At 32.3% G+C, this 19,772-nt stretch carries 39 protein-coding genes; 2 read left to right on the forward strand and 37 right to left on the reverse strand.

Translation table 11 applies throughout. The features are described from left to right. Positions 1-11: 11 nt before the first annotated feature. From MKY93_RS12230 to MKY93_RS12410, 37 genes are all read right to left on the reverse strand, one after another. The gene (locus tag MKY93_RS12230) at positions 12-254 is read right to left on the reverse strand and encodes a hypothetical protein (protein WP_340759278.1); all 243 of its coding nucleotides are present in this window, start codon (positions 252-254) and stop codon (positions 12-14) included. A gap of 266 nt (positions 255-520) precedes the next feature. After that, a complete protein-coding gene (locus MKY93_RS12235) occupies positions 521-709 on the reverse strand; it encodes a hypothetical protein (RefSeq protein ID WP_340759279.1) in 189 nt (62 codons plus the stop codon). Positions 710-1,140: 431 nt separating this feature from the next. After that, positions 1,141-2,178, reverse strand: a complete 1,038-nt coding sequence (locus tag MKY93_RS12240; protein ID WP_340759280.1) for a phage lytic cycle repressor MrpR family protein — start codon at positions 2,176-2,178, stop codon at positions 1,141-1,143. Further along, positions 2,175-3,515, reverse strand: a complete 1,341-nt coding sequence (locus tag MKY93_RS12245; protein ID WP_340759281.1) for a DNA sulfur modification protein DndB — start codon at positions 3,513-3,515, stop codon at positions 2,175-2,177. The genes MKY93_RS12240 and MKY93_RS12245 overlap by 4 nt, the downstream gene beginning before the upstream one ends. 106 nt (positions 3,516-3,621) lie before the next feature. Next, entirely contained in the window at positions 3,622-4,644 is a 1,023-nt protein-coding gene (locus MKY93_RS12250) for a tyrosine-type recombinase/integrase (protein ID WP_340759282.1), read from the reverse strand. Positions 4,645-4,909: 265 nt separating this feature from the next. After that, positions 4,910-5,281 carry a hypothetical protein gene (locus MKY93_RS12255; RefSeq protein WP_340759283.1) on the reverse strand — a complete coding sequence of 124 codons (372 nt, stop codon included), beginning with the start codon at positions 5,279-5,281 and terminating at the stop codon, positions 4,910-4,912. Between the two features lie 26 nt (positions 5,282-5,307). Continuing rightward, complete coding sequence (locus MKY93_RS12260; RefSeq protein ID WP_340759284.1) at positions 5,308-5,667, reverse strand: hypothetical protein; 360 nt, start codon at positions 5,665-5,667, stop codon at positions 5,308-5,310. A gap of 57 nt (positions 5,668-5,724) precedes the next feature. After that, entirely contained in the window at positions 5,725-6,033 is a 309-nt protein-coding gene (locus MKY93_RS12265; RefSeq protein WP_340759285.1) for a hypothetical protein, read from the reverse strand. Positions 6,034-6,092: 59 nt separating this feature from the next. Further along, positions 6,093-6,287: a hypothetical protein gene (locus MKY93_RS12270; protein ID WP_340759286.1), complete on the reverse strand. Its 195-nt coding sequence runs from the start codon at positions 6,285-6,287 to the stop codon at positions 6,093-6,095. A gap of 30 nt (positions 6,288-6,317) precedes the next feature. Next, entirely contained in the window at positions 6,318-6,500 is a 183-nt protein-coding gene (locus MKY93_RS12275; RefSeq protein ID WP_340759287.1) for a hypothetical protein, read from the reverse strand. A gap of 52 nt (positions 6,501-6,552) precedes the next feature. After that, positions 6,553-6,762, reverse strand: a complete 210-nt coding sequence (locus tag MKY93_RS12280; RefSeq protein ID WP_340759288.1) for a hypothetical protein — start codon at positions 6,760-6,762, stop codon at positions 6,553-6,555. Between the two features lie 23 nt (positions 6,763-6,785). Then, the gene (locus tag MKY93_RS12285; protein ID WP_340759289.1) at positions 6,786-7,262 is read right to left on the reverse strand and encodes a hypothetical protein; all 477 of its coding nucleotides are present in this window, start codon (positions 7,260-7,262) and stop codon (positions 6,786-6,788) included. Between the two features lie 16 nt (positions 7,263-7,278). Further along, entirely contained in the window at positions 7,279-7,635 is a 357-nt protein-coding gene (locus tag MKY93_RS12290) for a hypothetical protein (RefSeq protein ID WP_340759290.1), read from the reverse strand. A gap of 13 nt (positions 7,636-7,648) precedes the next feature. Beyond that, positions 7,649-7,801, reverse strand: coding sequence for a hypothetical protein (locus MKY93_RS12295; protein ID WP_340759291.1), 153 nt, complete (start codon positions 7,799-7,801; stop codon positions 7,649-7,651). A gap of 1 nt (position 7,802) precedes the next feature. Continuing rightward, positions 7,803-8,072, reverse strand: a complete 270-nt coding sequence (locus MKY93_RS12300; protein WP_340759292.1) for a hypothetical protein — start codon at positions 8,070-8,072, stop codon at positions 7,803-7,805. A gap of 31 nt (positions 8,073-8,103) precedes the next feature. After that, positions 8,104-8,304, reverse strand: coding sequence for a hypothetical protein (locus MKY93_RS12305; protein ID WP_340759293.1), 201 nt, complete (start codon positions 8,302-8,304; stop codon positions 8,104-8,106). Positions 8,305-8,333: 29 nt separating this feature from the next. Then, entirely contained in the window at positions 8,334-8,525 is a 192-nt protein-coding gene (locus MKY93_RS12310; RefSeq protein ID WP_340759294.1) for a hypothetical protein, read from the reverse strand. Between the two features lie 13 nt (positions 8,526-8,538). After that, a complete protein-coding gene (locus MKY93_RS12315; RefSeq protein ID WP_340759295.1) occupies positions 8,539-8,730 on the reverse strand; it encodes a hypothetical protein in 192 nt (63 codons plus the stop codon). Between the two features lie 25 nt (positions 8,731-8,755). Further along, complete coding sequence (locus MKY93_RS12320) at positions 8,756-8,998, reverse strand: hypothetical protein (RefSeq protein WP_340759296.1); 243 nt, start codon at positions 8,996-8,998, stop codon at positions 8,756-8,758. A gap of 145 nt (positions 8,999-9,143) precedes the next feature. Then, the gene (locus MKY93_RS12325) at positions 9,144-9,533 is read right to left on the reverse strand and encodes a hypothetical protein (protein WP_340759297.1); all 390 of its coding nucleotides are present in this window, start codon (positions 9,531-9,533) and stop codon (positions 9,144-9,146) included. Positions 9,534-9,563: 30 nt separating this feature from the next. Beyond that, the gene (locus tag MKY93_RS12330; RefSeq protein WP_340759298.1) at positions 9,564-10,028 is read right to left on the reverse strand and encodes an ArsC/Spx/MgsR family protein; all 465 of its coding nucleotides are present in this window, start codon (positions 10,026-10,028) and stop codon (positions 9,564-9,566) included. A 57-nt stretch (positions 10,029-10,085) separates the two neighbouring features. Then, positions 10,086-10,259 carry a hypothetical protein gene (locus MKY93_RS12335; protein ID WP_340759299.1) on the reverse strand — a complete coding sequence of 58 codons (174 nt, stop codon included), beginning with the start codon at positions 10,257-10,259 and terminating at the stop codon, positions 10,086-10,088. Positions 10,260-10,887: 628 nt separating this feature from the next. Continuing rightward, positions 10,888-11,127, reverse strand: a complete 240-nt coding sequence (locus tag MKY93_RS12340; RefSeq protein WP_340759300.1) for a hypothetical protein — start codon at positions 11,125-11,127, stop codon at positions 10,888-10,890. A 506-nt stretch (positions 11,128-11,633) separates the two neighbouring features. Further along, the gene (locus tag MKY93_RS12345; RefSeq protein WP_340759301.1) at positions 11,634-11,846 is read right to left on the reverse strand and encodes a hypothetical protein; all 213 of its coding nucleotides are present in this window, start codon (positions 11,844-11,846) and stop codon (positions 11,634-11,636) included. Between the two features lie 89 nt (positions 11,847-11,935). Next, positions 11,936-12,409: a hypothetical protein gene (locus MKY93_RS12350; RefSeq protein ID WP_340759302.1), complete on the reverse strand. Its 474-nt coding sequence runs from the start codon at positions 12,407-12,409 to the stop codon at positions 11,936-11,938. A 125-nt stretch (positions 12,410-12,534) separates the two neighbouring features. Continuing rightward, positions 12,535-12,771, reverse strand: coding sequence for a hypothetical protein (locus MKY93_RS12355; RefSeq protein WP_340759303.1), 237 nt, complete (start codon positions 12,769-12,771; stop codon positions 12,535-12,537). A 21-nt stretch (positions 12,772-12,792) separates the two neighbouring features. Continuing rightward, positions 12,793-12,978 carry a hypothetical protein gene (locus MKY93_RS12360; protein WP_340759304.1) on the reverse strand — a complete coding sequence of 62 codons (186 nt, stop codon included), beginning with the start codon at positions 12,976-12,978 and terminating at the stop codon, positions 12,793-12,795. Positions 12,979-12,994: 16 nt separating this feature from the next. Beyond that, entirely contained in the window at positions 12,995-13,153 is a 159-nt protein-coding gene (locus MKY93_RS12365) for a hypothetical protein (protein ID WP_340759305.1), read from the reverse strand. Between the two features lie 50 nt (positions 13,154-13,203). Continuing rightward, positions 13,204-13,371 (reverse strand): hypothetical protein, encoded by a 168-nt coding sequence (locus MKY93_RS12370; RefSeq protein ID WP_340759306.1) that lies wholly within the window; start codon positions 13,369-13,371, stop codon positions 13,204-13,206. A gap of 136 nt (positions 13,372-13,507) precedes the next feature. Continuing rightward, on the reverse strand, positions 13,508-13,648 hold the full coding sequence (locus MKY93_RS12375; RefSeq protein WP_340759307.1) for a hypothetical protein: 141 nt from the start codon (positions 13,646-13,648) through the stop codon (positions 13,508-13,510). Between the two features lie 32 nt (positions 13,649-13,680). Further along, a complete protein-coding gene (locus MKY93_RS12380) occupies positions 13,681-13,860 on the reverse strand; it encodes a hypothetical protein (RefSeq protein ID WP_340759308.1) in 180 nt (59 codons plus the stop codon). Between the two features lie 31 nt (positions 13,861-13,891). Beyond that, on the reverse strand, positions 13,892-14,218 hold the full coding sequence (locus MKY93_RS12385) for a hypothetical protein (protein ID WP_340759309.1): 327 nt from the start codon (positions 14,216-14,218) through the stop codon (positions 13,892-13,894). A gap of 28 nt (positions 14,219-14,246) precedes the next feature. Then, positions 14,247-14,711 carry a hypothetical protein gene (locus MKY93_RS12390; RefSeq protein WP_340759310.1) on the reverse strand — a complete coding sequence of 155 codons (465 nt, stop codon included), beginning with the start codon at positions 14,709-14,711 and terminating at the stop codon, positions 14,247-14,249. Positions 14,712-14,807: 96 nt separating this feature from the next. Then, positions 14,808-15,050: a hypothetical protein gene (locus MKY93_RS12395; protein WP_340759311.1), complete on the reverse strand. Its 243-nt coding sequence runs from the start codon at positions 15,048-15,050 to the stop codon at positions 14,808-14,810. Positions 15,051-15,100: 50 nt separating this feature from the next. Beyond that, entirely contained in the window at positions 15,101-15,316 is a 216-nt protein-coding gene (locus MKY93_RS12400) for a hypothetical protein (RefSeq protein WP_340759312.1), read from the reverse strand. Between the two features lie 33 nt (positions 15,317-15,349). Continuing rightward, positions 15,350-15,547, reverse strand: a complete 198-nt coding sequence (locus MKY93_RS12405) for a hypothetical protein (RefSeq protein ID WP_340759313.1) — start codon at positions 15,545-15,547, stop codon at positions 15,350-15,352. Positions 15,548-16,399: 852 nt separating this feature from the next. After that, entirely contained in the window at positions 16,400-17,860 is a 1,461-nt protein-coding gene (locus MKY93_RS12410) for a DEAD/DEAH box helicase family protein (RefSeq protein ID WP_340759314.1), read from the reverse strand. A gap of 1,065 nt (positions 17,861-18,925) precedes the next feature. Between MKY93_RS12410 and MKY93_RS12415 the strand changes: the two genes are divergently transcribed. After that, on the forward strand, positions 18,926-19,192 hold the full coding sequence (locus MKY93_RS12415) for a hypothetical protein (RefSeq protein ID WP_340759315.1): 267 nt from the start codon (positions 18,926-18,928) through the stop codon (positions 19,190-19,192). A 249-nt stretch (positions 19,193-19,441) separates the two neighbouring features. After that, entirely contained in the window at positions 19,442-19,741 is a 300-nt protein-coding gene (locus tag MKY93_RS12420; RefSeq protein WP_340759316.1) for a hypothetical protein, read from the forward strand. Positions 19,742-19,772: the final 31 nt, after the last annotated feature.

Raw genomic sequence — 19,772 nt, forward strand, 5'->3', positions numbered from 1 at the left:
TCTCTTTAATGTCACTTAATGTCATCGTCTGGATAAAACAAATCTTCTAACAGACTAATATCGTTCTCCATCACATCACGCAGTGCATCTACCATAGCCGTCCCCCCACAAGCATGACCGTGTTCAAAACACTCTCTCATCTTGTCTAGCATATCTTGTGATAAAGATAGAGTGTCTAACCCCATCACTTTCATCATTATTAACCAGTCTCTGTCTGCTATTCCTATAATTAAAGCCCCTGTAGATCTATCCATTTATATTCCTCTTCTCATTGTTTAATTTTATTTATATCAGCGACTTAGTTACATTTCATTGAATTCCACTATATAACACTATTTTACATCCGTCAACAAATTTAGCAACATTTACATCATTAAATCACTCCTTAATATATATTTTAATTTCCTAAAATCCGTGGTGATATCGTCCTTGATCTGTTATAGGAGTCTTGAACTACTTAATAGGTATAATGTAAGAGTGCTAGTTTGAACCTTAAAAACCAACACTCCATTATATTAATCTATTCAGCTACATCTAAGTACTCAATCTCATGTTCATGTATCTCTAAATCTATCGTACAGCCAGCCATATTGGTAAGCTGCACGATTCCTCTTCTGATCAAGAAATCATTAAACTCTTCCTGTAATATCTGTTCTGTGATGTTTGCGACAAATGCAATTTTAATGATACCTGCTACGCTATTTTTCAATAATACCCCTCCATGTTCGGAACAAGCGTTCCCTTTTTTGTGTGCTATAAATATATCATAACCGTCTCTAGCTGTCAAATTAACGAAATTAATGGAATAGATAGATATTTAGGCACATTTCTTTCTTATTCATAGAGAGGATCATTGAAAATAGTACCATCTCTTACTACAGATTACCAACTTACGAACTATCTGTCAATCATTTTGCTGATAATTTAGATTGGTAAATATAGCTAATTGCTCATTCATTCTTAAATCCTATATAGGTTCTTTTTGATTTCTTTGTTATGCCTTTCGATGCATATCTATGTTGTAGGAAAGAAATTAAAAACAAGCTACATTAAACAGTTTTCTTTTAGTTATAATTACGCACAGCTTTCTGTGCGCTTGCTAGGTCTATTAGTGTATGAATAGCTTATTCTAATTTCTTTTTATTGATATTTAAGCTTGTATCCGTACATTTCTTCAAATTCTGGGACGTCTAACACTTCTCTGATCACATATAAGTTTCTATAATGTTTTCCAGTTGGTGAATTAGTCATCGGTGTTTTATAGTGCTTTCCGATTTTGTGCAGGTCTTCTCTAGTTAACGTTTCTGTTTCCTCTGCTAATTCATTTGCCAAATACATCATACCACTTGCTCTGATATCTTTTGCTCTTAAATAGGTCATACCGAAGAAGTCTTTAAAAAATGTAAATTTACGCAACACGTAAAAATTGTTTAGCTCAGTCGATTGTTTGCCTCTTCTGCTTTTCTTGAACACGTATTCTGAATCCTCGTATTTACTATAAGATGCTTTACTTACAATCGCTTCTCCATTGCCGCTTACATAAGTATCTTCTGTATCTGCTGCACGTAGAAAGTTAGCTAATTTAGATGAAATTTCAATTTTTCGACTTTCGTTTTCTGATTCATATACAGTTAAAAAGATTTGATCTACATCTTCTTCGATATCTTTAACTCTTAAATTCAGCAATTCTTTATATCCTTTTCCTCCAATACCTTCAAATGTCGCTAATAATACTGCTTTATCTACATAGTTATGAAGTGCATCACACATATCTAAAATTTCTTCTCTTGTAAAAAACATTCTTGTATAATGAGCTACAAATTTCTTTGACCATTCTGTTTTATCGACAAGACTCAATGGAGTAATGTTTGATTTTCTATATCCTTGATCAAAAGCCCAGTCAATGTAATCACTGATTTTTAATGTATTAGAGTATGCTGCTTTCTCAGATGACGGTTTCAAGCTATACAAGACTGATTCAATTTCTTCTAATGTCATATCGTACAAATCTTTGCCTTCTGTTTTTTCGGTTTTAGCTGTATTTCTTAAAAGATACCCCACTACATTTTCTAATATTTCATTATTTAAACTTTCTAGGTACTCCTTTTTAATCTCATAATTATAAAACTTTTCTTCAATTTTCTCTTCCATGACTTTCATCTCCTCTAACATCATCATTTTTCTACCTCCAGATCCCTAAAGTGTTTTGCGATTTTCTTGTCACTAGTTCTAGATGTACTAAGTTTTCCTTCATTATCAAGGAATCCAATTTCTGTCCATAGAGAGTTCTCTCGTGAGAAGTCGACTTGCTCTAAAATTGCATTCACTTTGTTTGGAGAAATTCCTTTTTTATACATTTTCGCCGCTAATGCAATATATCCTGCAAACATCCTGTCCTGATTCATCAGTGATTTCACACTGTTTGTGTTATATGTGAATTCCTCTTGATTATATCCAATTAGATAATCAAAGTACTCTTTTAAAAATTCGGCAACCTTCATAGCATCAACTCTTACCTTCATATCGAATTCACGCTCAATCGCATCTGCCAGTATGCTATATGACACTAGGTCACCTTTTGCAGGTCTGAGTCTTCCTGAGGATATCTTACCTCGCAATTCTGAGTCTGATTTTAATAAGTCTACTACACGATCTGATAAGCGTGAAGCTTCTAATTCTTGCGCTCTAGCCTTTGGAATCGGAGTCGCACGAGCCAGCTGTGCCTGAAATTGCTGCGCTTCTCTAGTCGACAAGTTAGAAATAATTACATTAAAGTTAAAGTTTAAGTCTGGGTTCTCTAATTGAGCCGCCTGACTCGCTAAACATCTATGATATCCATCTAATATATCCAAACGAGTACCCTCATTAATTGTTAGTGTTCCCGTCTTTGCGTCATAAGTCAACTCTTCTCCATCAGGATTAGTAAGTGGAGCAGCATTGAAGGCTAATGAAGTTGTCATCAATTCACCTTTTAACAATAACGCTTTCATTTCCCTTACATTTTTCATGTGTACAGTAGGACGAATTCTAACTTTTCCACGTCTAATTTCTTTAGTTGGTTGTCTTTGAATTTCTGGATTATAGTAAAGTGATTGTGAATCTAACCATGCTTTAATTGTCTTTGTGCTAACTACTGCTGAGAAGATACCTTTACTTAGATTCACAGGTAGTACTTGTTCTAATGTGACAGGAAAAGATTCTTCTTCATTTACACTCTCAGAATATTGTCTAACCTCTTTCATTTCTTCTTCTGTGTACCAATTTCTCGGATCAACTGACGCTAAACCTGTCTTAGTAAAGAATTGTTCTGCAATTAGAGCGACCTCCCTACTGTCCACTCCTTCATTCTCAAGTATAGTATAGTCATTTAGAATACGTTCAATTCTTCCCCCTGTAATTCCGTGGTGGTCTGATACCCATTCTTTAATTTCTTTAATTGCCTTTTTGTTATTTTGAATCACTCCTACTACTTCCCCAATTGCATCAATTACGTCTAATGTTTTATTATTTACCATCCCCAAACACTCTCCTTTAGTATTTTAATTGTAACATGAATATCTCTTCACTTGCTATTGTTATGTTAGATAGTTAGCATTTTTTGGGTGCCGTTTTTTACTTTTATCAGTTATTTAATTTGTGTAGTTTCATATTTAATATATGCAAAAAGTCTTTATTCATTTCACTAAGAGTTTTTAATAATACCTCATACGACACTTTCTTATATGCTTCATTATCATATCCCATGCTTCTCATTGAGTAAACACCTGTAATGCCAAAGTCTTCTTCTTTTAGGTATCTACGGGTAGTATTAATATCAGAGTGCCTACCCTTTCTCTGAGCTGCCAAGATACATCCTGTAGCTCTGTATGTGTTAGTAACTGCCGTTTTCTTTAAGCTGTGGAAGCTGTAGTTCTTATCTTCTAAATTTAAACCTTTTTGTATTCTCTTCATCATACTTTTAACTACCTTTTCACTTAACGGTGCGAAAAGTCTTCTGTTATAGTTGTCTGTTGTTGTCATCGTATTTAATAATTGGTTATATAAATTAATACTAATACGGTCAATATATTCTTTATTTCCTTTACCATATCCTTTAAGAATAACTGTATCTCCATCGACTGTAAACTGTTTTAATTCTACTGAAACAACTTCTTCTAGTCTCAATCCTGTGTCCGCTGCAAACCTTATCACATTTTGCTTTAACTCTGCATTATATTTTTCTTTTCCTGCTTCTTCAATATATTTATCCACTAATTCAATCGGCATATACTCAATCTCTTCAGTTTTTTCAGGAAGTCTCTTGATAGTGTCGAGATATGATACATCCGACTGAATTAAATTTCTTCCTTTAAGATGCTTGATAGTTGTTTTGATTGTACTCATGTGTCTATTTACAGTTGAATTAGCTAAGCTTTTCATCATATTCTTTCTGTATTCCATTACTTTATCATAATCTAATGAATCCATTTCTCCTGCTGTTACAATACTGAAATCTTTCCCGAATCTGTCTTTAATAAATCTTTGCATATCACTTCTTAAATCTCTCTCAGTATTCTTTGAGTGATTACCCTGTTCGTTTAAATGCTGCTCGATAGCCATTCCGACTTTAGTTTGCAATTCAGCTACTTCCGCTAGTTGCTTCATTAACATCTTCACCTTTCCTATATTATATGTCGATATCCTATTTTTCATTCATTTATTATTTAACTTTACTTATAATCCTATTATAGCACCTAATTACACATATGTAAAGGGAAATGTTTTAGAAACATCCCCCTTTGTTTGTTGTATTATGTTCACCAAAAATCATTATATCTAAACCTTTCTTTTTTTTTATTATTTTCTTTTGTTTAACACCTCACAAACCGCATAGGTATAGGCTTTTCGTTCCGATAAAACCATGAATTTATTAGCTCTCATTTATAAAATTGAGTTTTCCCAAATCATACAACTTTAAATAAGTATCCATTCTGACTTTCATCTTGCAACTATTTCTATAGTTATCAGTTTTAGCCTTGTGCATGACATCATGGCTTATATTATAACTTTTAGCAATCTCATACATATCGTTCCTTATCTTCATTGCATTTCTATTGGATTCTGCATGTGCAAGAGAAGATGCTAAAACAACCATAGATTCATCATTTCTAGAGGGTTTAGCGCTCCATAGAGACCTATCAAATATTTCAGTGTGGTAGTCATACCAAAGCCAAAGCAATTGAGCTTTCTCATAGTCATCATCTTGATGGAAATATCCAAGATATTCATTTTTGAATTCCATTGAAACCTCCTTTTAAAATTGTTATTTTACTGTCCATTTATAAAATTAAATTCCTCTAATCTATCTAATGCTAAGTAAGTATCCATTCTATTTTGCATCTTACAAGCATTTCTATATCCATCAGTTTTAGCTTTATGCATTGCTGAGGAGGAAATATTGTATCTTCTAGCAACTTCATACATGTATTCCCTTATTTTCATTGCATTCCTATTCGACTCTGAATGTGCCAAGGGGGTTGTTAAAGTTACCGCTGTTTCATCTCTGGCACTCCACAACGAACGGTCAAAGACTTCTGTGTGATAGTCATACCACAACCAAAGCAACTGTGCTTTTTCATATTCCTCATCCTGATAGAATTCTCCAAGATACTCATTTTTGAATTCCATGTTCGCACTCCTTTTAAAATCGTGATTTTGTCGCCTTTTCTTCGAAATGCGTCACTTTTACTTTATAAAATTCCTTTTAACAAACTGAACAAATCTTTCCAATTCACCCTCGCAAAGAGAAACCCTATCCAAGCTACTAGAGGCGAAGTAAGTAATATCCTCGTAAATATAAGCGTCTGCCACTTCCTCCAACTCATCATGTTCATCGTAGAGATGCCAATCACCATGCTCTTTCAAGTCTTTTAGATGGAAGTCAAACTCTCTGACTTCACTTATTTCCGGATTCTTTAGTTCTTGTTCACAGCAGTGACAAAAACTCCTTTTTACTTGGTATCGTAAAGTGATTTTTTCTTGATCAGTAGTCATTTCAAACACCCTTTCTGTTTCACATCATCCGTCTAATACTCACCAATAAAAACTTGCATTTATCGGGATGTCTCTTCTACATACTCATTATACATGTCTTCCATTAAAGCTGATGTATAAGCTCTACGCTCTTCTTTATGCTTATCTGCAAATAACTTCTTATCTTCATTTGTTTCTCCTTCAAATTTATAACCTAGAAATGTCTCGATAGCTTTCACTTCAAAATTTAAAGCTTGCAATAATCCATCTTCCATATCATTTACCTCACTTTATTTTATTTATTATTAGTGATGTTTGACCCAATCAATGAAATTGAGTAGTTTTTCGTCAATAGCTCCACTCAATTCTATCAGGTTTTCTCCGTTACTGTATCTTGTTATCATCTCTCCATCTTTAACATATATAATGATTTCTTCATCGTACAAAAACTGATCCTTTTTATGAAGAAGTTCACTTAGCCTATTCACTTTTTCACCACCTTCCAATAATATCTTGTTTTCATTGGATATTAATGCTTCCCTAAATAGTAGTGACTGATGATATATTACATGTTATCGAAGGTGCACCATACTTCTCCAATAGTAATAACGCTTGATTTAAATCCTCTACTTTCTGAAATTGATTGGGTTGTAATATCTCAATTGAAGGATTTCCTTGTTTAAGATAGTGTTCGATTAGGTTTTCAGTGCTCTCTAGCTCTCGTTTAACGGCTTCTATTGCTTGATTCATACCTTTCAACCACCCCTTAAAATTTACTTTTTATCCGGTATATCATACCACTGAATAAGCAGTTCTGTCATTCCGTCATATTTGTCACGATCTGCTTCATTCACTTGCCTAATCTCGAATCGCACATGAGGGTCTACAAGTATACTGAAAAATCCGTGTCCATCGCTATGATTAATATGATGAGTTCTTGTTCTCAGACCAATCTCTGACAGAGCTTTGAGTAGAGGTATTGCATCGTTATTAGCAATGAACTCTCCATCTCCAAAGTCTACTATTTGATGATCTTTAGTTAGTTCGTGATAATGGTTGAAGTGCTTATATTTTTCTGTGCTTATTCGCTTTGCTTCAGATTTATTCTTTACTTCTTTGCTATTATCAAAATATCCTCGCTCAATTTTAGCTAATAATTCCCTCATAGCATTTTCTCTTTCTTGCTCTCTACGTGCCGAGCATCCTATAATCTCTTCTTTTATCCACTTTATTAGTTTTTCTTTGTTCATATACACCTACTCCTTGTCAAGATGGCATTTCACCAATTAGTTGTGTTACTTGTTGTTTAATATTAATCATATCATCTTTAAAGTTTTCATTATGCTCAATTGCTTCTTTTACATAGCTCGCTGTGAATTCTAGCACTCTTTTTCTATCAGTCTTATTCTCTAAAGAAGCGTATAGAAGTTTGTCATATGGTATTTGCATAATAGATGTTCCTGTATATTCTTCTACTATATGAATGTTTTCTTCATTTTCGGGATCTCCAAATACCACAAAGAAGCCAAATTCTCCTACTCGGATGTTGTAACCTTCTGTTTTAGTCCATTCTTGCAATGCTAGGTAGCAAGGCTTGATATTTTCGTTTGTTGTGATCAGCATGTATTCTCCACCCTTACCAGTTTTTGAGTATTACTTCTTTTGTTTCTAATGAGATTTCTACTGAGTTAATAGATAGAGTTTCAGATGGATCTTCTTTGTCTTCTATCTTAACTTTATAATCTTCGTCTAGATGCATAATGATCGATTTAAGTTGATTAACATCCATTTTAAACACTCTTTCTATATTTTTTATTGTAATTGAAATCAGTGTAATTAATATGAATATGCCCCAAATCAAGTTGCCAGTCTAAACAACTATCCTTTGGATTTTCTTTCTTGGCTCCATTTGTACTAATTCCCCATCTACGTTTAACATTAATATCTGGATCATTGCCATATTCAAGGAAGTTTTGCTTTCGTATTTGTTTAAAATTAGTGATAGATAAGTTTTTGTTTGATTTATCAAACCAGAAATCCAGCAGGTTGTTTTTCAACATGTTTCCATCTCCCAATCAAATTCAGTTTTTATCAAATAATCTCGACACCTTTATCACATTTTCCACATAGAACCCACATTCCTTCTGGTGTGGCTTTTGCTCTATAGTTATCATCACAAACTTTTTCTGTTAAGTCTACATAGATTTCACATGCTCCTTCATGGAGTTCTTCTATAGCAGTATACGCCATAATATTTCCACAATTGCATTCTAATGATAATGTTGCTTTCACAGTGAGATACCTTCCTTTTCGAATAATAGTTAGTTTTTATCAAGTTTTAGAAAAGATTCTTCTATAAGTAAAAGCTCGCTATCTTCATTCATTACTTTATAGAAATTACCGTCTTCTTTACTAATAACCGTAGATTTTACTTTCCACCATCTAGGATCACATGGATAATAGACAATTACGTTGTTACCTGTATCTATCATTGTAACCACTCCAATTTCCATTAATATATTAGATTTATATCATTTCTTTCACAGAAAACAAAGCGTTTGTTGAACCATACATATATGCACGGTTAAGTAACCCCACCCATTTATCCGCTTCTTCTTTGCTCAGTTTGGAAGCAAATATTTGTTTATTCGTAATTTTGTCTTGATAAGTTATTACAGTTTGTCCTTTTAATACTTCTATTTTAAAGTTTCTTTTCATATTATTCTCTCCTAAAATACGCATATTAATTCCATTCAGTAGAGTTTGTTGGGTAGTCAGTTTTACAAACTACTCCTTCACTCACTATATCCATTTCTTCTGCTTTAATCGTACTCTTATCTATACTAAGAGCGCCTTGCCAAGACCAATCCATACATGCCATAGCAATTCCCTTAGCTCTTTCCGGGGTATTTGTTCTTACGATAACTCCTCTAGAAGTATCAGTATACTGGCAGTAGTCTTCTTTATATACAAAATAAGTTTTCACATTGTTCCCCCCCCTTATAAAAGATGCTTTATATTGACATACCAATAATAATACCAACAAGTAATAGCATGGTTGCATAGCTGATGATTGTTAGTTTTCTTTCTGTGCTCATCTATTTTCCTCCTCTTCCGATAAAATCAACCTTTTATGCTAATCTTAATTTGATTTTCCACTTCAACTTGTTTATATTATACTTCAAATTACATTTAATTTCTTTCACATTCAAACTAAATAAAGTCTCGTTGCTTTCGATTCCCAGTTCTTTATTTAGTCTTAAATATTCTCTGTTGTTTTTCTTCCAATTCTTTTCTGGAGTTAGATTATTCTGCATCCAGACAACTCTGTCCTTTACTACAATAAAATGAAGACATCCAAACTTATAATGAACTCCTCCATTTACTCGTGTGCTACTGTGAGCGAGTTGCATATTTCGTTTCATCTTCAATTCTGCTTGCTTACGAGAAATACTTTCATTTCCTTCTACAGTAGTTTTATAAATATTGAACGTTTTATTTGTTAAGAATCTTTTTGTCATTTTACTATCTCCTCTTAGGGTAATTTTGTATTATACAGCAGCTTCTTTATAATCGTCACGCATCTTTAAGAAATGTACCTTATCAATTTCCCTAGCAACATTTAAGAACTCATTATGCTCCCTCATACGATCCTCACGGCTTCTCAGAAGGCTTATTGTGTCATCGCTATACCCTACAATCGTAGCGCCGTCTTTGACCATTATAGGATATCTCAGCAGTTCATTGTAGTTGTTAATGTAATCCAATAACCGTGTCAATGACATATCATCAAAATCTACACCCTCATCTGTCAGCTTCTTATATGCCTTACTTCTCGTAGAAAGTATATCCTCTACACCATTTTCAGTGTTGGCTAACATCTCAAACAGTTGCTCTCTTGTTAACTCTTCGTGACTAAGATTATAAATTGTATATTCCGTGCTATGATCCTCCATATAAGCTACAACTTTTCTGTATGATCTATTTCCTACTGCATGTCTGTATAGTGTTATCATTAGTGAGTATCCCCTTTTGAGTTAGAATTATAGTATGATAAGGTTTAATGCTTAATTTTACTTTACATGAAAAGTTACACCATTCACCGCGTCCTCAATAACATCTTCAATAGTATATTTCAGCCAAAACTGAACACTGTTATTTACGCTTTCTTTCTGTTCTTCTGATAACTCTAATCTATTTGATTCAAGGTAATGATCTATATGTGCCTGAATTAATTCTTTTTCCACGTTCATCACTCCAATTTATTATTTAGCAAATTCTAAGTTGAATTACCTCTTATGTATTCCTTCATATATACCGGACAAAGCACGATTACTTCATGCGCTCTCCACTACATACGAAATCTAATGTACGGTATTCTGGAAATCCTAATTCCCACACGTTTCACGCCTTTTAAAGTATTTCCATTGGCATGTGCTGCTTGCGTTTTGCTGTCTGTTTATTCTACATTCCTTTTCAACGCTGAGACAAAAGTTCAATGATGTCTTGTGCTTAAACACTTGTCGCAGAGCTGAAATCATTTAATCACCTCCTATTTCTAACTTAAATATAGTATATCAAACGCACTTAAATTAGTCAACATATTATTTAACTTTCTTTAAGTTTTTATTTCTATTTAATAATGAGCCAGATTGCACCAATTACTACCGTGAATAATAAAAAGTAGGTAGGAATCTTGAATGACCACCATGTGTATTTATTATACTTCTTCTTATTGCTTATGAAAAAGTATAATGCTATTCCATAATTTAATATTACTCCTGCACAAAGAACAACAAACATACCTTCTAAAAACGACCGCCAAAATATCATTGTTACTAGTACTCTCCTTTCACTTAAAACGCTCGTTTTATCTTATTTTTGAAGAAGTTTCCACAATTCAAACTCTCTTTTCTCAATCATTCTATTCCTTGTATCCATTCGATCCTCTATGAATTCACGTACTAGGTTGTTTCTTACTCTCCTTAAGTCCGATGATAACTCTGCAATCTCATCTTTAAAGTCTTCAATATCCCTGTTTAGCATCTTCTTCTTAGTTTCTTCATCCAAGTCGTTATATCTTTCTCCTCCTAAGTGAGGCGTTCTTCTAATCATGCACTATTCCTCCTGTAAATTGTCTATTTTATTTACTATTTCAGAAAAACTCTATACACAACTCTCCACCATTTGTATCTAAATATTCCTTAATTTTTACCTTGGCTTCTTCTTTGCTACTCGCTATAACGAACCCTCGTTTTGTTCCGTATGGGCTTTTCACTGCTAGTTTACTGTTATAGGCGAAAGTATATCGTTTCTCAGTTAGTATGATAAACACACCCTTTCAAGTAAAAACCTTATAGAATATTCTAGAAAGGCATAAGTTTTAATTGAAATAAATTAAATGATGCGATGTATTTTCACATCCTTTTATTTTACACTGTTCTTCATTCAAAGATTCTTTTACTCGGAAACTCTTGTGTGGTAACACTTCCAAATGTTTATTACAAACATATGAAAATTTCTCTCCCTTCTCGTCAGTACTAATATAATGGAAAAACTCTTTTAAGTTCTTCATCTTTATCAATCTCCATTCCATATGTTATTTTGATGAAATGCTCATTTTATGTGTATTCTTTTCTGACTTCTTGATGCAATCTTTTGTACGTTGAATCATCTCCTTCTCGCTTTACCCATTCCGCATAGCAAGCATCAACTTGACTATGCGACTCATGATTTTCTCTGCTCCAAAAAGATGATTCCCCAATCTTATCTTTTGTTTCACTTCTAAGTTCTTGTACACTCATTTTTATAATTTTCTCTTGATATTCTGTCATTTTAACTACCCACTTTCTCATGTTTGTTTCCATCAGCTTTATAAATATCCCTAACTTTATATTACCTTTTCAGTCAAATGGTTATTTTATCAACTAATTAATTCATTTTGTAGTTTTGTGATATTGTCTTTCACTTTCTCACGATCATCTTCTTGCTGCTTTAGGTTGCATTTTAAATTAAAAATACTCTCTTCTGCTTCGCTATATTCTTTTTCCAATGAATCAATTTCAAGAATCAGCATTTCTTTATCTGACTTCCCTTTTATAGCATATTTTAAATTTAAAACATCATCAGAATAAGCACATACATCAGAAGCGTATTCAATTCTATTAATATGCAACGTATCACCAAACTCCTCATAATACAATTGCAAGCCTACTTCACTTGCACTATAATCGTTAAATTCTGCTATTAAGTAAGGTTGCTCACCCCATCTCTGTATCTCTGTCTTAAATCCAAATTGAAGGTGATCTGTTTCTTTCCATAGCCCTTGAAGAAGTTTATCTAATTCTTTTTCCAGCTTATTAAGTCCTTCTTCATATTTTAAGAAAAAATTATCCATTTCTTACTTCACTCCTTATTATTATATCTGCACCTAGTTTTTACTTTCGTAGGATATTCGTGTTCTACAAACCTCATAGGTAGTGGGCTTCCAAGACATCAATTCCCAATCAAAGACAGATTTTACTATAGCTTTTCCAATTCCTCTATAAATTGATTGTACCTCTCTAGGTTTGATAATTCTTTGTAAAGTCTCCACTCATTTCCTTGCAAGCCGTTATCAGCTCTTACATTCCCATTGTCAACTTCTTCTTCAACTTGATCTAATATACGCCTGATAACTTTAATAGATTGTAGTACTTGTCGTTTAGAGTAATCTCGCTCTACTTTTATCGTTGTCAGAATCATTTCCTTTTTATCCATATTAATTCCACTCCCTTTTAGTTAGTATTCTTCGGCAATATCTAGGAACATATCATAATCTACTTTTAAATCCTTTAGACGTTGTTCTAGATGTCTTTTTAATAAAAGATTTTCGCTCTCTTTTATAGTTTCTTCTAATTCAGCAATTTCAACTGTTAAGAATGCAATCGCATAATCCAATGCTTTTCTTTGTTGATTACCATTCAATTTAGTCCACTCCTTATTAATCGACTATCTTAATGTTATCTGCATTATAAGCTTCTACATAATCTTTTACTTTATGATAACCCATTTGTTGCTTTAACATAAACTCAACTGTATCTTTCATTTCAGCTAACTGTTTAATTTTTCTGTACTGCTCCTTTGTCACTCCATATTCCACTCTTATCATCTCCCAATCAAAGATAAATTTTATTACCATTTACTACTTATTCATTTTCCTTCATTGAATCTCTTATATTTCTTTTCGGCTGCCAAAGCTTCTTCTTTCGTATCAAATTCATACTGTACCCATTTTCCATTCACAATATCTGCCATTACAGTATTCCTTAGTTTAACATAGTATTTGCCATTGGCTTTTCGTAATATTTCTGATTTCATCCAATTTTCATCTCCAAGCAATTGAATTAATTAGTGTTTGAAATATATTCCAATTTGTGATATCTTATTGTTCAGTATAACATAATTAAAGTAAATGTAAATAATAATTATATAATTATTTAACTTTCCTTTAGTATCACAAAACCGTGATCATCGTATATAAAAACACTGTTAAAACAAAAGCATAGAATCCATAAAATGTAACATACATGCTCCAATGAACCTCTTCATCACGATCTGCAATAAATAATTCATTCATACGTCTCACAAGCTCCATGTTGAGACCTCCATTCTATTGTATATGATTCATCATTTAAGTTGGTCAAAGCCGCCTGCTGCATCCTTACGTTCTACAATGCGTTTGTTATTCTCTGCTTCCTTTTCAGCTTCCTTAATTGCCTTTTCTAGCATTTGTGCAAAACCATTGCCGACTAAATACGATGCATCAGTAGTATGATTTCTAAATGGTTTATTATTATCTACTTTCATTCTTTTCACTCCTGTTTAGTATAATGCTATTTTACTTACTTAATAATTTCATATAGGCTTTTTGCAAATCTCTATATGTAATATGATTATCTCTGCTGTTATTTTTATTATATGTATTAACTACTTCTTTTATACCTTTATTCTCTTTGTAGTACTGTTTAATTTTCTTTATATCATATGCACCGATCAACTCATAATTATTCATTTCATTAATTTCTTGTACCGCAGCCATCGCATGAAATATGTCTGGTTGCTGTTTAATTAGCTCGATTAACTCTGAGAAGGGTAAATATACCCCTCCCTCTATTCTACTTCCCTGTGATGAATCTAGTGAGCGTTGTAGCATGTGTACTATCATTTGTTTGATCTCCTTTTAGTTTGAGTTTTTATATGCCTAATGCATACAAAACTTTTTCTTCTAGTTCTTCTCCTACCATTGCATCATGAGTCACATAAAAAGTGATTAAGGTTTCACCTGAATTGGCTTCAAAAACATTTCCATAATAACCGTCAGACAGAGTATGGACAGTGGTTTCATTTCTTCCGATTATTTTAAAAGAAGCAGTATCACAACCTAACGTCTGTTCTTTATAAACAAGACCTTCTAAAGTTGATAATGTTTCGGCTATCGGATCGAAATGCATCTCTTTTTTCTTATTGTAAAAATGGATTGTTGCAACTGCTACTGGATGTTCATCTTCCACATCGATAACGGTCAACTCCACTGAAGAATTAATGTTCTTATTAAAAACTAATTTCCTCATTCCCTCATTTTCACGTACTTTTAATTCATCTAAATACATCCCGTCACCTATTGTTAGATTACCTTTAAACTCTCCATATACTTTCATTTTGTATTCCTCCATTTCTTTTTAATTATTCTACCACATAAGGTATTAATCTGAACAAATCATTCTATTATTGGATTATTATAAGAAATAAAATGACTACTTTGTCAACGTCTCAGCTATTTTTAGTGCTATTTTAAGTTTTGAACCTTCATAAAATTGACATTCATCTTCTATTGCCTGCCTATCTTCTTTATTCAGATTTTTTGTGATATCCACAAATTCAACGCATTTGCTGTTATATTTTTCATCTTCTCTTTTAAATAACTCTAACAATTTAAAGATGCTTGCGTAACGCATTTCTTTTCCTAACTCATGATAATCCCAGCTGTTTAAATCCATATTAATCAATCTCCTTTTATTTTATTCGATAAGTTGGTAAAAGCAATCTTTCAATCAAATAGCTTAAATAATGACTTATTTTCAGTTGTCTTTATCTTGACTTCTTTGATTCCAAGCAGTTTCTTTTCTCGTTCAATCTCTTTTTCTATTTCATCTATTCTAATTATTCTCAGCACTTTTTCGTTGATACTTTTTGCTTTTTTAAGATATATCATTTCATTTGAAAGCTTAATTTTTAATGTATTAAGATGCGACCTATTGAACATTGTCTTTCTCCTTTCTTGCATATACTGTCGTATTTACTCACCTATCCTAACAGTTTTGCATTTCGGACAGGCATACAGGTTAATCTCTTTCCATCTAGAATTATAAGCTTCTCCTGATTTAAGAGTGAAATCACCTGTGATTAACATAAAATTCTCAGTATCTTCATATTCTAATTCTAAAGTATCACTATTCCAAATACTGCTCTTGTGTCCGCATACTCTACATTCCATTTCTTCATCCTCCCTTTTTTATATATGATTTTGACTTCCTTGTTTGTTTCTATATCTCAATTGTAGCACACATAACAAGTAAGTCAAATGTTTATTTAATTTTCTTTTTGATTTACTCGCATTATGTATATTAATTCATATAGTTATATTTTATACACAATATATACATTTATACTGTATATTTATACAGCATTTACCTAATAAAACTCTGATTTTACAGGAACTTATCATTAAGAAAACCCCTAGATTCTCACGTCTAGAGGCTTCTTAAATGACTTTCACGAATAGTGAAAATGTAAATAGTAGTTGCGGCTACAACTAATACAGTACATGAATACGTTTTACTTGTCTACTAGTAAGTTCTACTAAATACAAATGACGCAACCTTATCGAAAGCAGGTACTAAGCTAAATGTTGTTTGATTCAGCTTACCACTCACTCTCCATAAAGATGCGCCCGATTAGTGTTTAATATTTAATTTGTCTTGCTATGATTATTATATTACATGATGATGAGATGTTTGTCTAGTAATATGATTTGATTCATATTTAAGTCATTTTAAATTTACATTTCTATATTATATGTAGGGCATAAAAGCATGTTATTGAATCCTATTGCAAATATAAAAGGCGGTCACTCATATAGAATGAACCGCCTTTAGGAGTTACTAATTTTGATTTTCTAAATTTAGAGTTAATAATTAATATTCCACAGCAGCGGAGCTGATGTGAGGCGAAGAAAGACGAGTGCTCCTTTCGTCTTTTTGAAGCCTTTCTCTCTATACTCTAAAGATAAGTTAAATAAACGTGTCAATTTTGATGTTTTTTAATTAGAGGGATAACATCATTTTTGTCACTCTTCTAATTTGTGAACTTCCCAATATCTCTCTTTATTTGTTCTCTTCGGCAATATCATGTATTTCAATTTTATCATTTCGAGACCTTCATTTAGTTTTTTATAGCTTCTTTGCTTTCTACCGTTTACTCTTAAATCTATTTGATCTATAAGTTCAATTTGGTCTTCTTTAAGAAGTTTATGCCCAGTTATTTTTTCTAAATAGTTTTCTAATTTCATTTTAGAATCTTCCTCTTCATAAATTTGATATTTAGAATTCAACAACTTTGAAATATAGAGACAGTATCCATATCTCCCTTTGTTAATTATCTTTTTGATTTCTGTAATATCCGCTATTGTTTTAAAGAACATCATTTCATTAAGTTTCTTTTTAATATTTCCATTTTCATCTAGTGTATCATAAATCATATAGCTATTTGTTAAGCTTCTATAGAATTTGTCAATCATTGATTTGTCGCCGTTCTTATACATCTCCACAGGCATTTCTAATTTCTCGACTAATGATGAATATATGCCACCTAGCCTTTTATTGCTCAATGCCTTGATATGAAGAATTATATAGTCGTCTTCATATTGCATCCTCTTCCTACCAATACATTGTATAAGTGATCCTACATCATCTACATCTACAACAATATGATGCAGACTTCTATCTTTTAGATTAATGCCTGCATCAAAGGCCTGTGTAGTGATTAAAATTTGTTCATCGAATCTTTCCTTTTTTAGTATCTCTTTTATCAATCCTTCATTTACATATTTGTAATATGGATTTCCTTTGCTACAGTTAAATACCGTATTCTCTTTATACTTTTTGTGAAGTTCATATGCCTTTTTAGCAGATTGAATAAAGAAAATTGCTTTTTGTCCAGTATTAATTGCATCTTCAATATATGTCTCCAGCGTCTCGTCTTTATAGAAGAACTCCAATCGTTTTATATGTTTATGGCTATTTGGAATTGTGTAATCAATAGTAGTTAATCCTTTATGTTTCTCATTCTTTAAGTAGTATTTCATGTTATCTCCTGTGGCGCTCATAAATATTCTGATAGCCTCACCTTGTGATAAAATACCTTCTAGTGAAATATCACAATAATGATTGTAGCTGCTATCAGATAAGAAATAATGAAATTCATCCGCAACAATAATGTCGTATTGATCTATCATCAAATCTTCTTTTCTTCTTCCTCTTGCTTCTAAAGACTGGTAAGTTTTTATATGCAAGTGTTCTAATTCTATATTTTCTTTCTTTAGTTCAACCAAAAATTGCTCAACACAGCTTCTTCTGTGAATGAGCATAAGAATCTTCAAATCATTCTCTTTCGCATAATCATGTAAGCTATACTTAACAAAATGACTTTTGCCACCACCTGTACCAGAAGCTATTGTAATAATATCTCCTGCATTCCACTTCTCAATTTCTTCTCTCGTAACAACATCTGACACCCAAACTTTACTCATTAAATCTGCTCCATTCTATAATTGGTTCTATAATAGAAAACTACTTAGGTTTTATTTCTGACGACTCCTTTTTGACCACACTGTAAGTAGTTTGCTTAATTCATCATTCATTTCATATATCCACATTCTTTTATTTGTAACATTGTGATTAGTAATTGAATACGGCACTATGCCATTTTCAGTCAAAAAATTTGATAAAAAATAACTATAGCACTCATAAGTTTTTTTGTTATTCAATGAGATCACCTTCTAATTTTAATTTTTAAGTTTAATAAAGTAAAAATAAACATAGCTCTCCACTATCTATTATATAGAAGGAACTCGATTTATGCAACGCGAAAAATAATATTATTTAACTTTATTTATTAATTATTTTACACCCTTATCCCCTTCTAATCATCCAATAAAAGGCGTATTGTATCTCCTTCTGACTGCTCAGTCTAATCGTGAATGGATTATAACTGACAGCTCACCTATCTGCTCAATAATGACTGACCAGACTCCCACCTGTCACTGTGTGTAACCTTAGACTAATCAGTGATACATATTAATTTCTGTTATAAGATTAAAATTGAAAATATAATACATTGTATTATAAAATTTATAAAATCACTGGCGATATCAACTTGAAGCTGTTATCGCGAAACAATCTTCTCAATCTGTTATGCAAATATAAATTCCCTTGCCCGCCCCGCTGCGCCCTTGACTGTCAAAATCCGCCGCGATAATAAACAATTTCTGTTATATAGGTAATTAGCCCTATACTAACTATTAATCAAATATAAAAATTTCTATCTCCCATCTAAAATAAACTATAAAATAATATACAATTAATCCTTGACAAGTCGATCCTCGTATAGTATAATCACACGCCCGCATACGCGCATATATTAATGAAGCTATTTGTTTAATGGCTGCAAAGGTTGATCTCATGCGGTTTTGCAGACAAATCAAAAGAAAACTAAAAGAAAGTTAAAATAGATATTTACTTCTATTTTATATGTGGTATACTACTATTAGGTTAACAAATACGGAATAGCCAAACGACAATAGGAGGAAAATAAAATGAAAAATAAAATTAGACAATCTAAATTCAATAAATCATCTGACAGTACAGAACGTGCAATTATCTTTAGTGCATTAGATTTCATGCATAGTATGGATCAAAACGGTTTCTGGGACGATGTAAAACTTTTGATACAAAGTAATGAAGAAACATGTTCTGACATCTCTAAAGAGATCATAGAAGTATTGCAGGCATGGCTAGTTGATTCGGACGGAAGACAAGAAAAGAACATTCGGGAATGGATCGGAATATTAGAAAACCTTTGAAACGATGCGGAAACAATGCATAGCATCGATGACAGATCAACTTGTATTGCATGTGGGAATAGGCAAGAAATTAGCAATAGGAATTTGGAGATAGTTGATCGTATGGCATATGTGACTTGTGAAAAGTGTAAGAAACAATTTGGATTGTAAAGTAAAAGAAAGTTAAACTAAGTATTGTAATCAGTAAATGAATATGGTATAATGAACTTAGGTTAACAGATCGGGAAAATGAATATTGGAGGAATGAAGATGATTATGAATCAAATAGAATTAGAAGAGTTAGTTAACAGTGTGAAGTATGGACACGGTAACGTAATAAGTAATAACAATGAATATGCAATAACAAAGCCATTGAACACATGGGACACTAACTACAGACTGTACGACAAAAAAGAAGAAACAACTTACTTAATCGACTGTGAAAACGTACACGACAATAAAAAAGATTTGGAGGAATATGGTGGAATCTTATATCAAGACCTTGTGAATTTAGAAATTGAAGAAATTAAAGGTGTAGCGTGGAAAATTGAAAAAGATGATTTTTATTAAAATAATGTAAAACTATAATTTTGAATGGAGA

This window comes from Sporosarcina sp. FSL W7-1283 (genome assembly GCF_038003105.1).
GTDB lineage: Bacteria > Bacillota > Bacilli > Bacillales_A > Planococcaceae > Sporosarcina > Sporosarcina newyorkensis.

Excerpts from the sequence above, each read along its gene's own strand:
- MKY93_RS12300 (WP_340759292.1), bottom strand. The coding sequence starts at position 8,072 with ATGTTGAAAAACAACCTGCTGGATTTCTGGTTTGATAAATCAAACAAA.
- MKY93_RS12265 (WP_340759285.1), bottom strand. The coding sequence starts at position 6,033 with ATGACTACTGATCAAGAAAAAATCACTTTACGATACCAAGTAAAAAGG.
- MKY93_RS12345 (WP_340759301.1), bottom strand. The coding sequence starts at position 11,846 with ATGACAGAATATCAAGAGAAAATTATAAAAATGAGTGTACAAGAACTT.
- MKY93_RS12410 (WP_340759314.1), bottom strand. The coding sequence starts at position 17,860 with ATGAGTAAAGTTTGGGTGTCAGATGTTGTTACGAGAGAAGAAATTGAG.
- MKY93_RS12340 (WP_340759300.1), bottom strand. The coding sequence starts at position 11,127 with ATGATTAGAAGAACGCCTCACTTAGGAGGAGAAAGATATAACGACTTG.
- MKY93_RS12280 (WP_340759288.1), bottom strand. The coding sequence starts at position 6,762 with ATGAATCAAGCAATAGAAGCCGTTAAACGAGAGCTAGAGAGCACTGAA.
- MKY93_RS12315 (WP_340759295.1), bottom strand. The coding sequence starts at position 8,730 with ATGAAAAGAAACTTTAAAATAGAAGTATTAAAAGGACAAACTGTAATA.
- MKY93_RS12260 (WP_340759284.1), bottom strand. The coding sequence starts at position 5,667 with ATGGAATTCAAAAATGAGTATCTTGGAGAATTCTATCAGGATGAGGAA.
- MKY93_RS12350 (WP_340759302.1), bottom strand. The coding sequence starts at position 12,409 with ATGGATAATTTTTTCTTAAAATATGAAGAAGGACTTAATAAGCTGGAA.
- MKY93_RS12380 (WP_340759308.1), bottom strand. The coding sequence starts at position 13,860 with ATGAAAGTAGATAATAATAAACCATTTAGAAATCATACTACTGATGCA.
- MKY93_RS12250 (WP_340759282.1), bottom strand. The coding sequence starts at position 4,644 with ATGAAGCAACTAGCGGAAGTAGCTGAATTGCAAACTAAAGTCGGAATG.
- MKY93_RS12385 (WP_340759309.1), bottom strand. The coding sequence starts at position 14,218 with ATGATAGTACACATGCTACAACGCTCACTAGATTCATCACAGGGAAGT.
- MKY93_RS12310 (WP_340759294.1), bottom strand. The coding sequence starts at position 8,525 with ATGGAAATTGGAGTGGTTACAATGATAGATACAGGTAACAACGTAATT.
- MKY93_RS12330 (WP_340759298.1), bottom strand. The coding sequence starts at position 10,028 with ATGATAACACTATACAGACATGCAGTAGGAAATAGATCATACAGAAAA.
- MKY93_RS12255 (WP_340759283.1), bottom strand. The coding sequence starts at position 5,281 with ATGGAATTCAAAAATGAATATCTTGGATATTTCCATCAAGATGATGAC.
- MKY93_RS12405 (WP_340759313.1), bottom strand. The coding sequence starts at position 15,547 with ATGGAATGTAGAGTATGCGGACACAAGAGCAGTATTTGGAATAGTGAT.
- MKY93_RS12285 (WP_340759289.1), bottom strand. The coding sequence starts at position 7,262 with ATGAACAAAGAAAAACTAATAAAGTGGATAAAAGAAGAGATTATAGGA.
- MKY93_RS12415 (WP_340759315.1), top strand. The coding sequence starts at position 18,926 with ATGAAAAATAAAATTAGACAATCTAAATTCAATAAATCATCTGACAGT.
- MKY93_RS12295 (WP_340759291.1), bottom strand. The coding sequence starts at position 7,801 with ATGGATGTTAATCAACTTAAATCGATCATTATGCATCTAGACGAAGAT.
- MKY93_RS12230 (WP_340759278.1), bottom strand. The coding sequence starts at position 254 with ATGGATAGATCTACAGGGGCTTTAATTATAGGAATAGCAGACAGAGAC.
- MKY93_RS12245 (WP_340759281.1), bottom strand. The coding sequence starts at position 3,515 with ATGGTAAATAATAAAACATTAGACGTAATTGATGCAATTGGGGAAGTA.
- MKY93_RS12325 (WP_340759297.1), bottom strand. The coding sequence starts at position 9,533 with ATGACAAAAAGATTCTTAACAAATAAAACGTTCAATATTTATAAAACT.
- MKY93_RS12355 (WP_340759303.1), bottom strand. The coding sequence starts at position 12,771 with ATGGATAAAAAGGAAATGATTCTGACAACGATAAAAGTAGAGCGAGAT.
- MKY93_RS12240 (WP_340759280.1), bottom strand. The coding sequence starts at position 2,178 with ATGATGATGTTAGAGGAGATGAAAGTCATGGAAGAGAAAATTGAAGAA.
- MKY93_RS12375 (WP_340759307.1), bottom strand. The coding sequence starts at position 13,648 with ATGGAGCTTGTGAGACGTATGAATGAATTATTTATTGCAGATCGTGAT.
- MKY93_RS12390 (WP_340759310.1), bottom strand. The coding sequence starts at position 14,711 with ATGAAAGTATATGGAGAGTTTAAAGGTAATCTAACAATAGGTGACGGG.
- MKY93_RS12400 (WP_340759312.1), bottom strand. The coding sequence starts at position 15,316 with ATGTTCAATAGGTCGCATCTTAATACATTAAAAATTAAGCTTTCAAAT.
- MKY93_RS12270 (WP_340759286.1), bottom strand. The coding sequence starts at position 6,287 with ATGGAAGATGGATTATTGCAAGCTTTAAATTTTGAAGTGAAAGCTATC.
- MKY93_RS12370 (WP_340759306.1), bottom strand. The coding sequence starts at position 13,371 with ATGAAATCAGAAATATTACGAAAAGCCAATGGCAAATACTATGTTAAA.
- MKY93_RS12395 (WP_340759311.1), bottom strand. The coding sequence starts at position 15,050 with ATGGATTTAAACAGCTGGGATTATCATGAGTTAGGAAAAGAAATGCGT.
- MKY93_RS12290 (WP_340759290.1), bottom strand. The coding sequence starts at position 7,635 with ATGCTGATCACAACAAACGAAAATATCAAGCCTTGCTACCTAGCATTG.
- MKY93_RS12420 (WP_340759316.1), top strand. The coding sequence starts at position 19,442 with ATGATTATGAATCAAATAGAATTAGAAGAGTTAGTTAACAGTGTGAAG.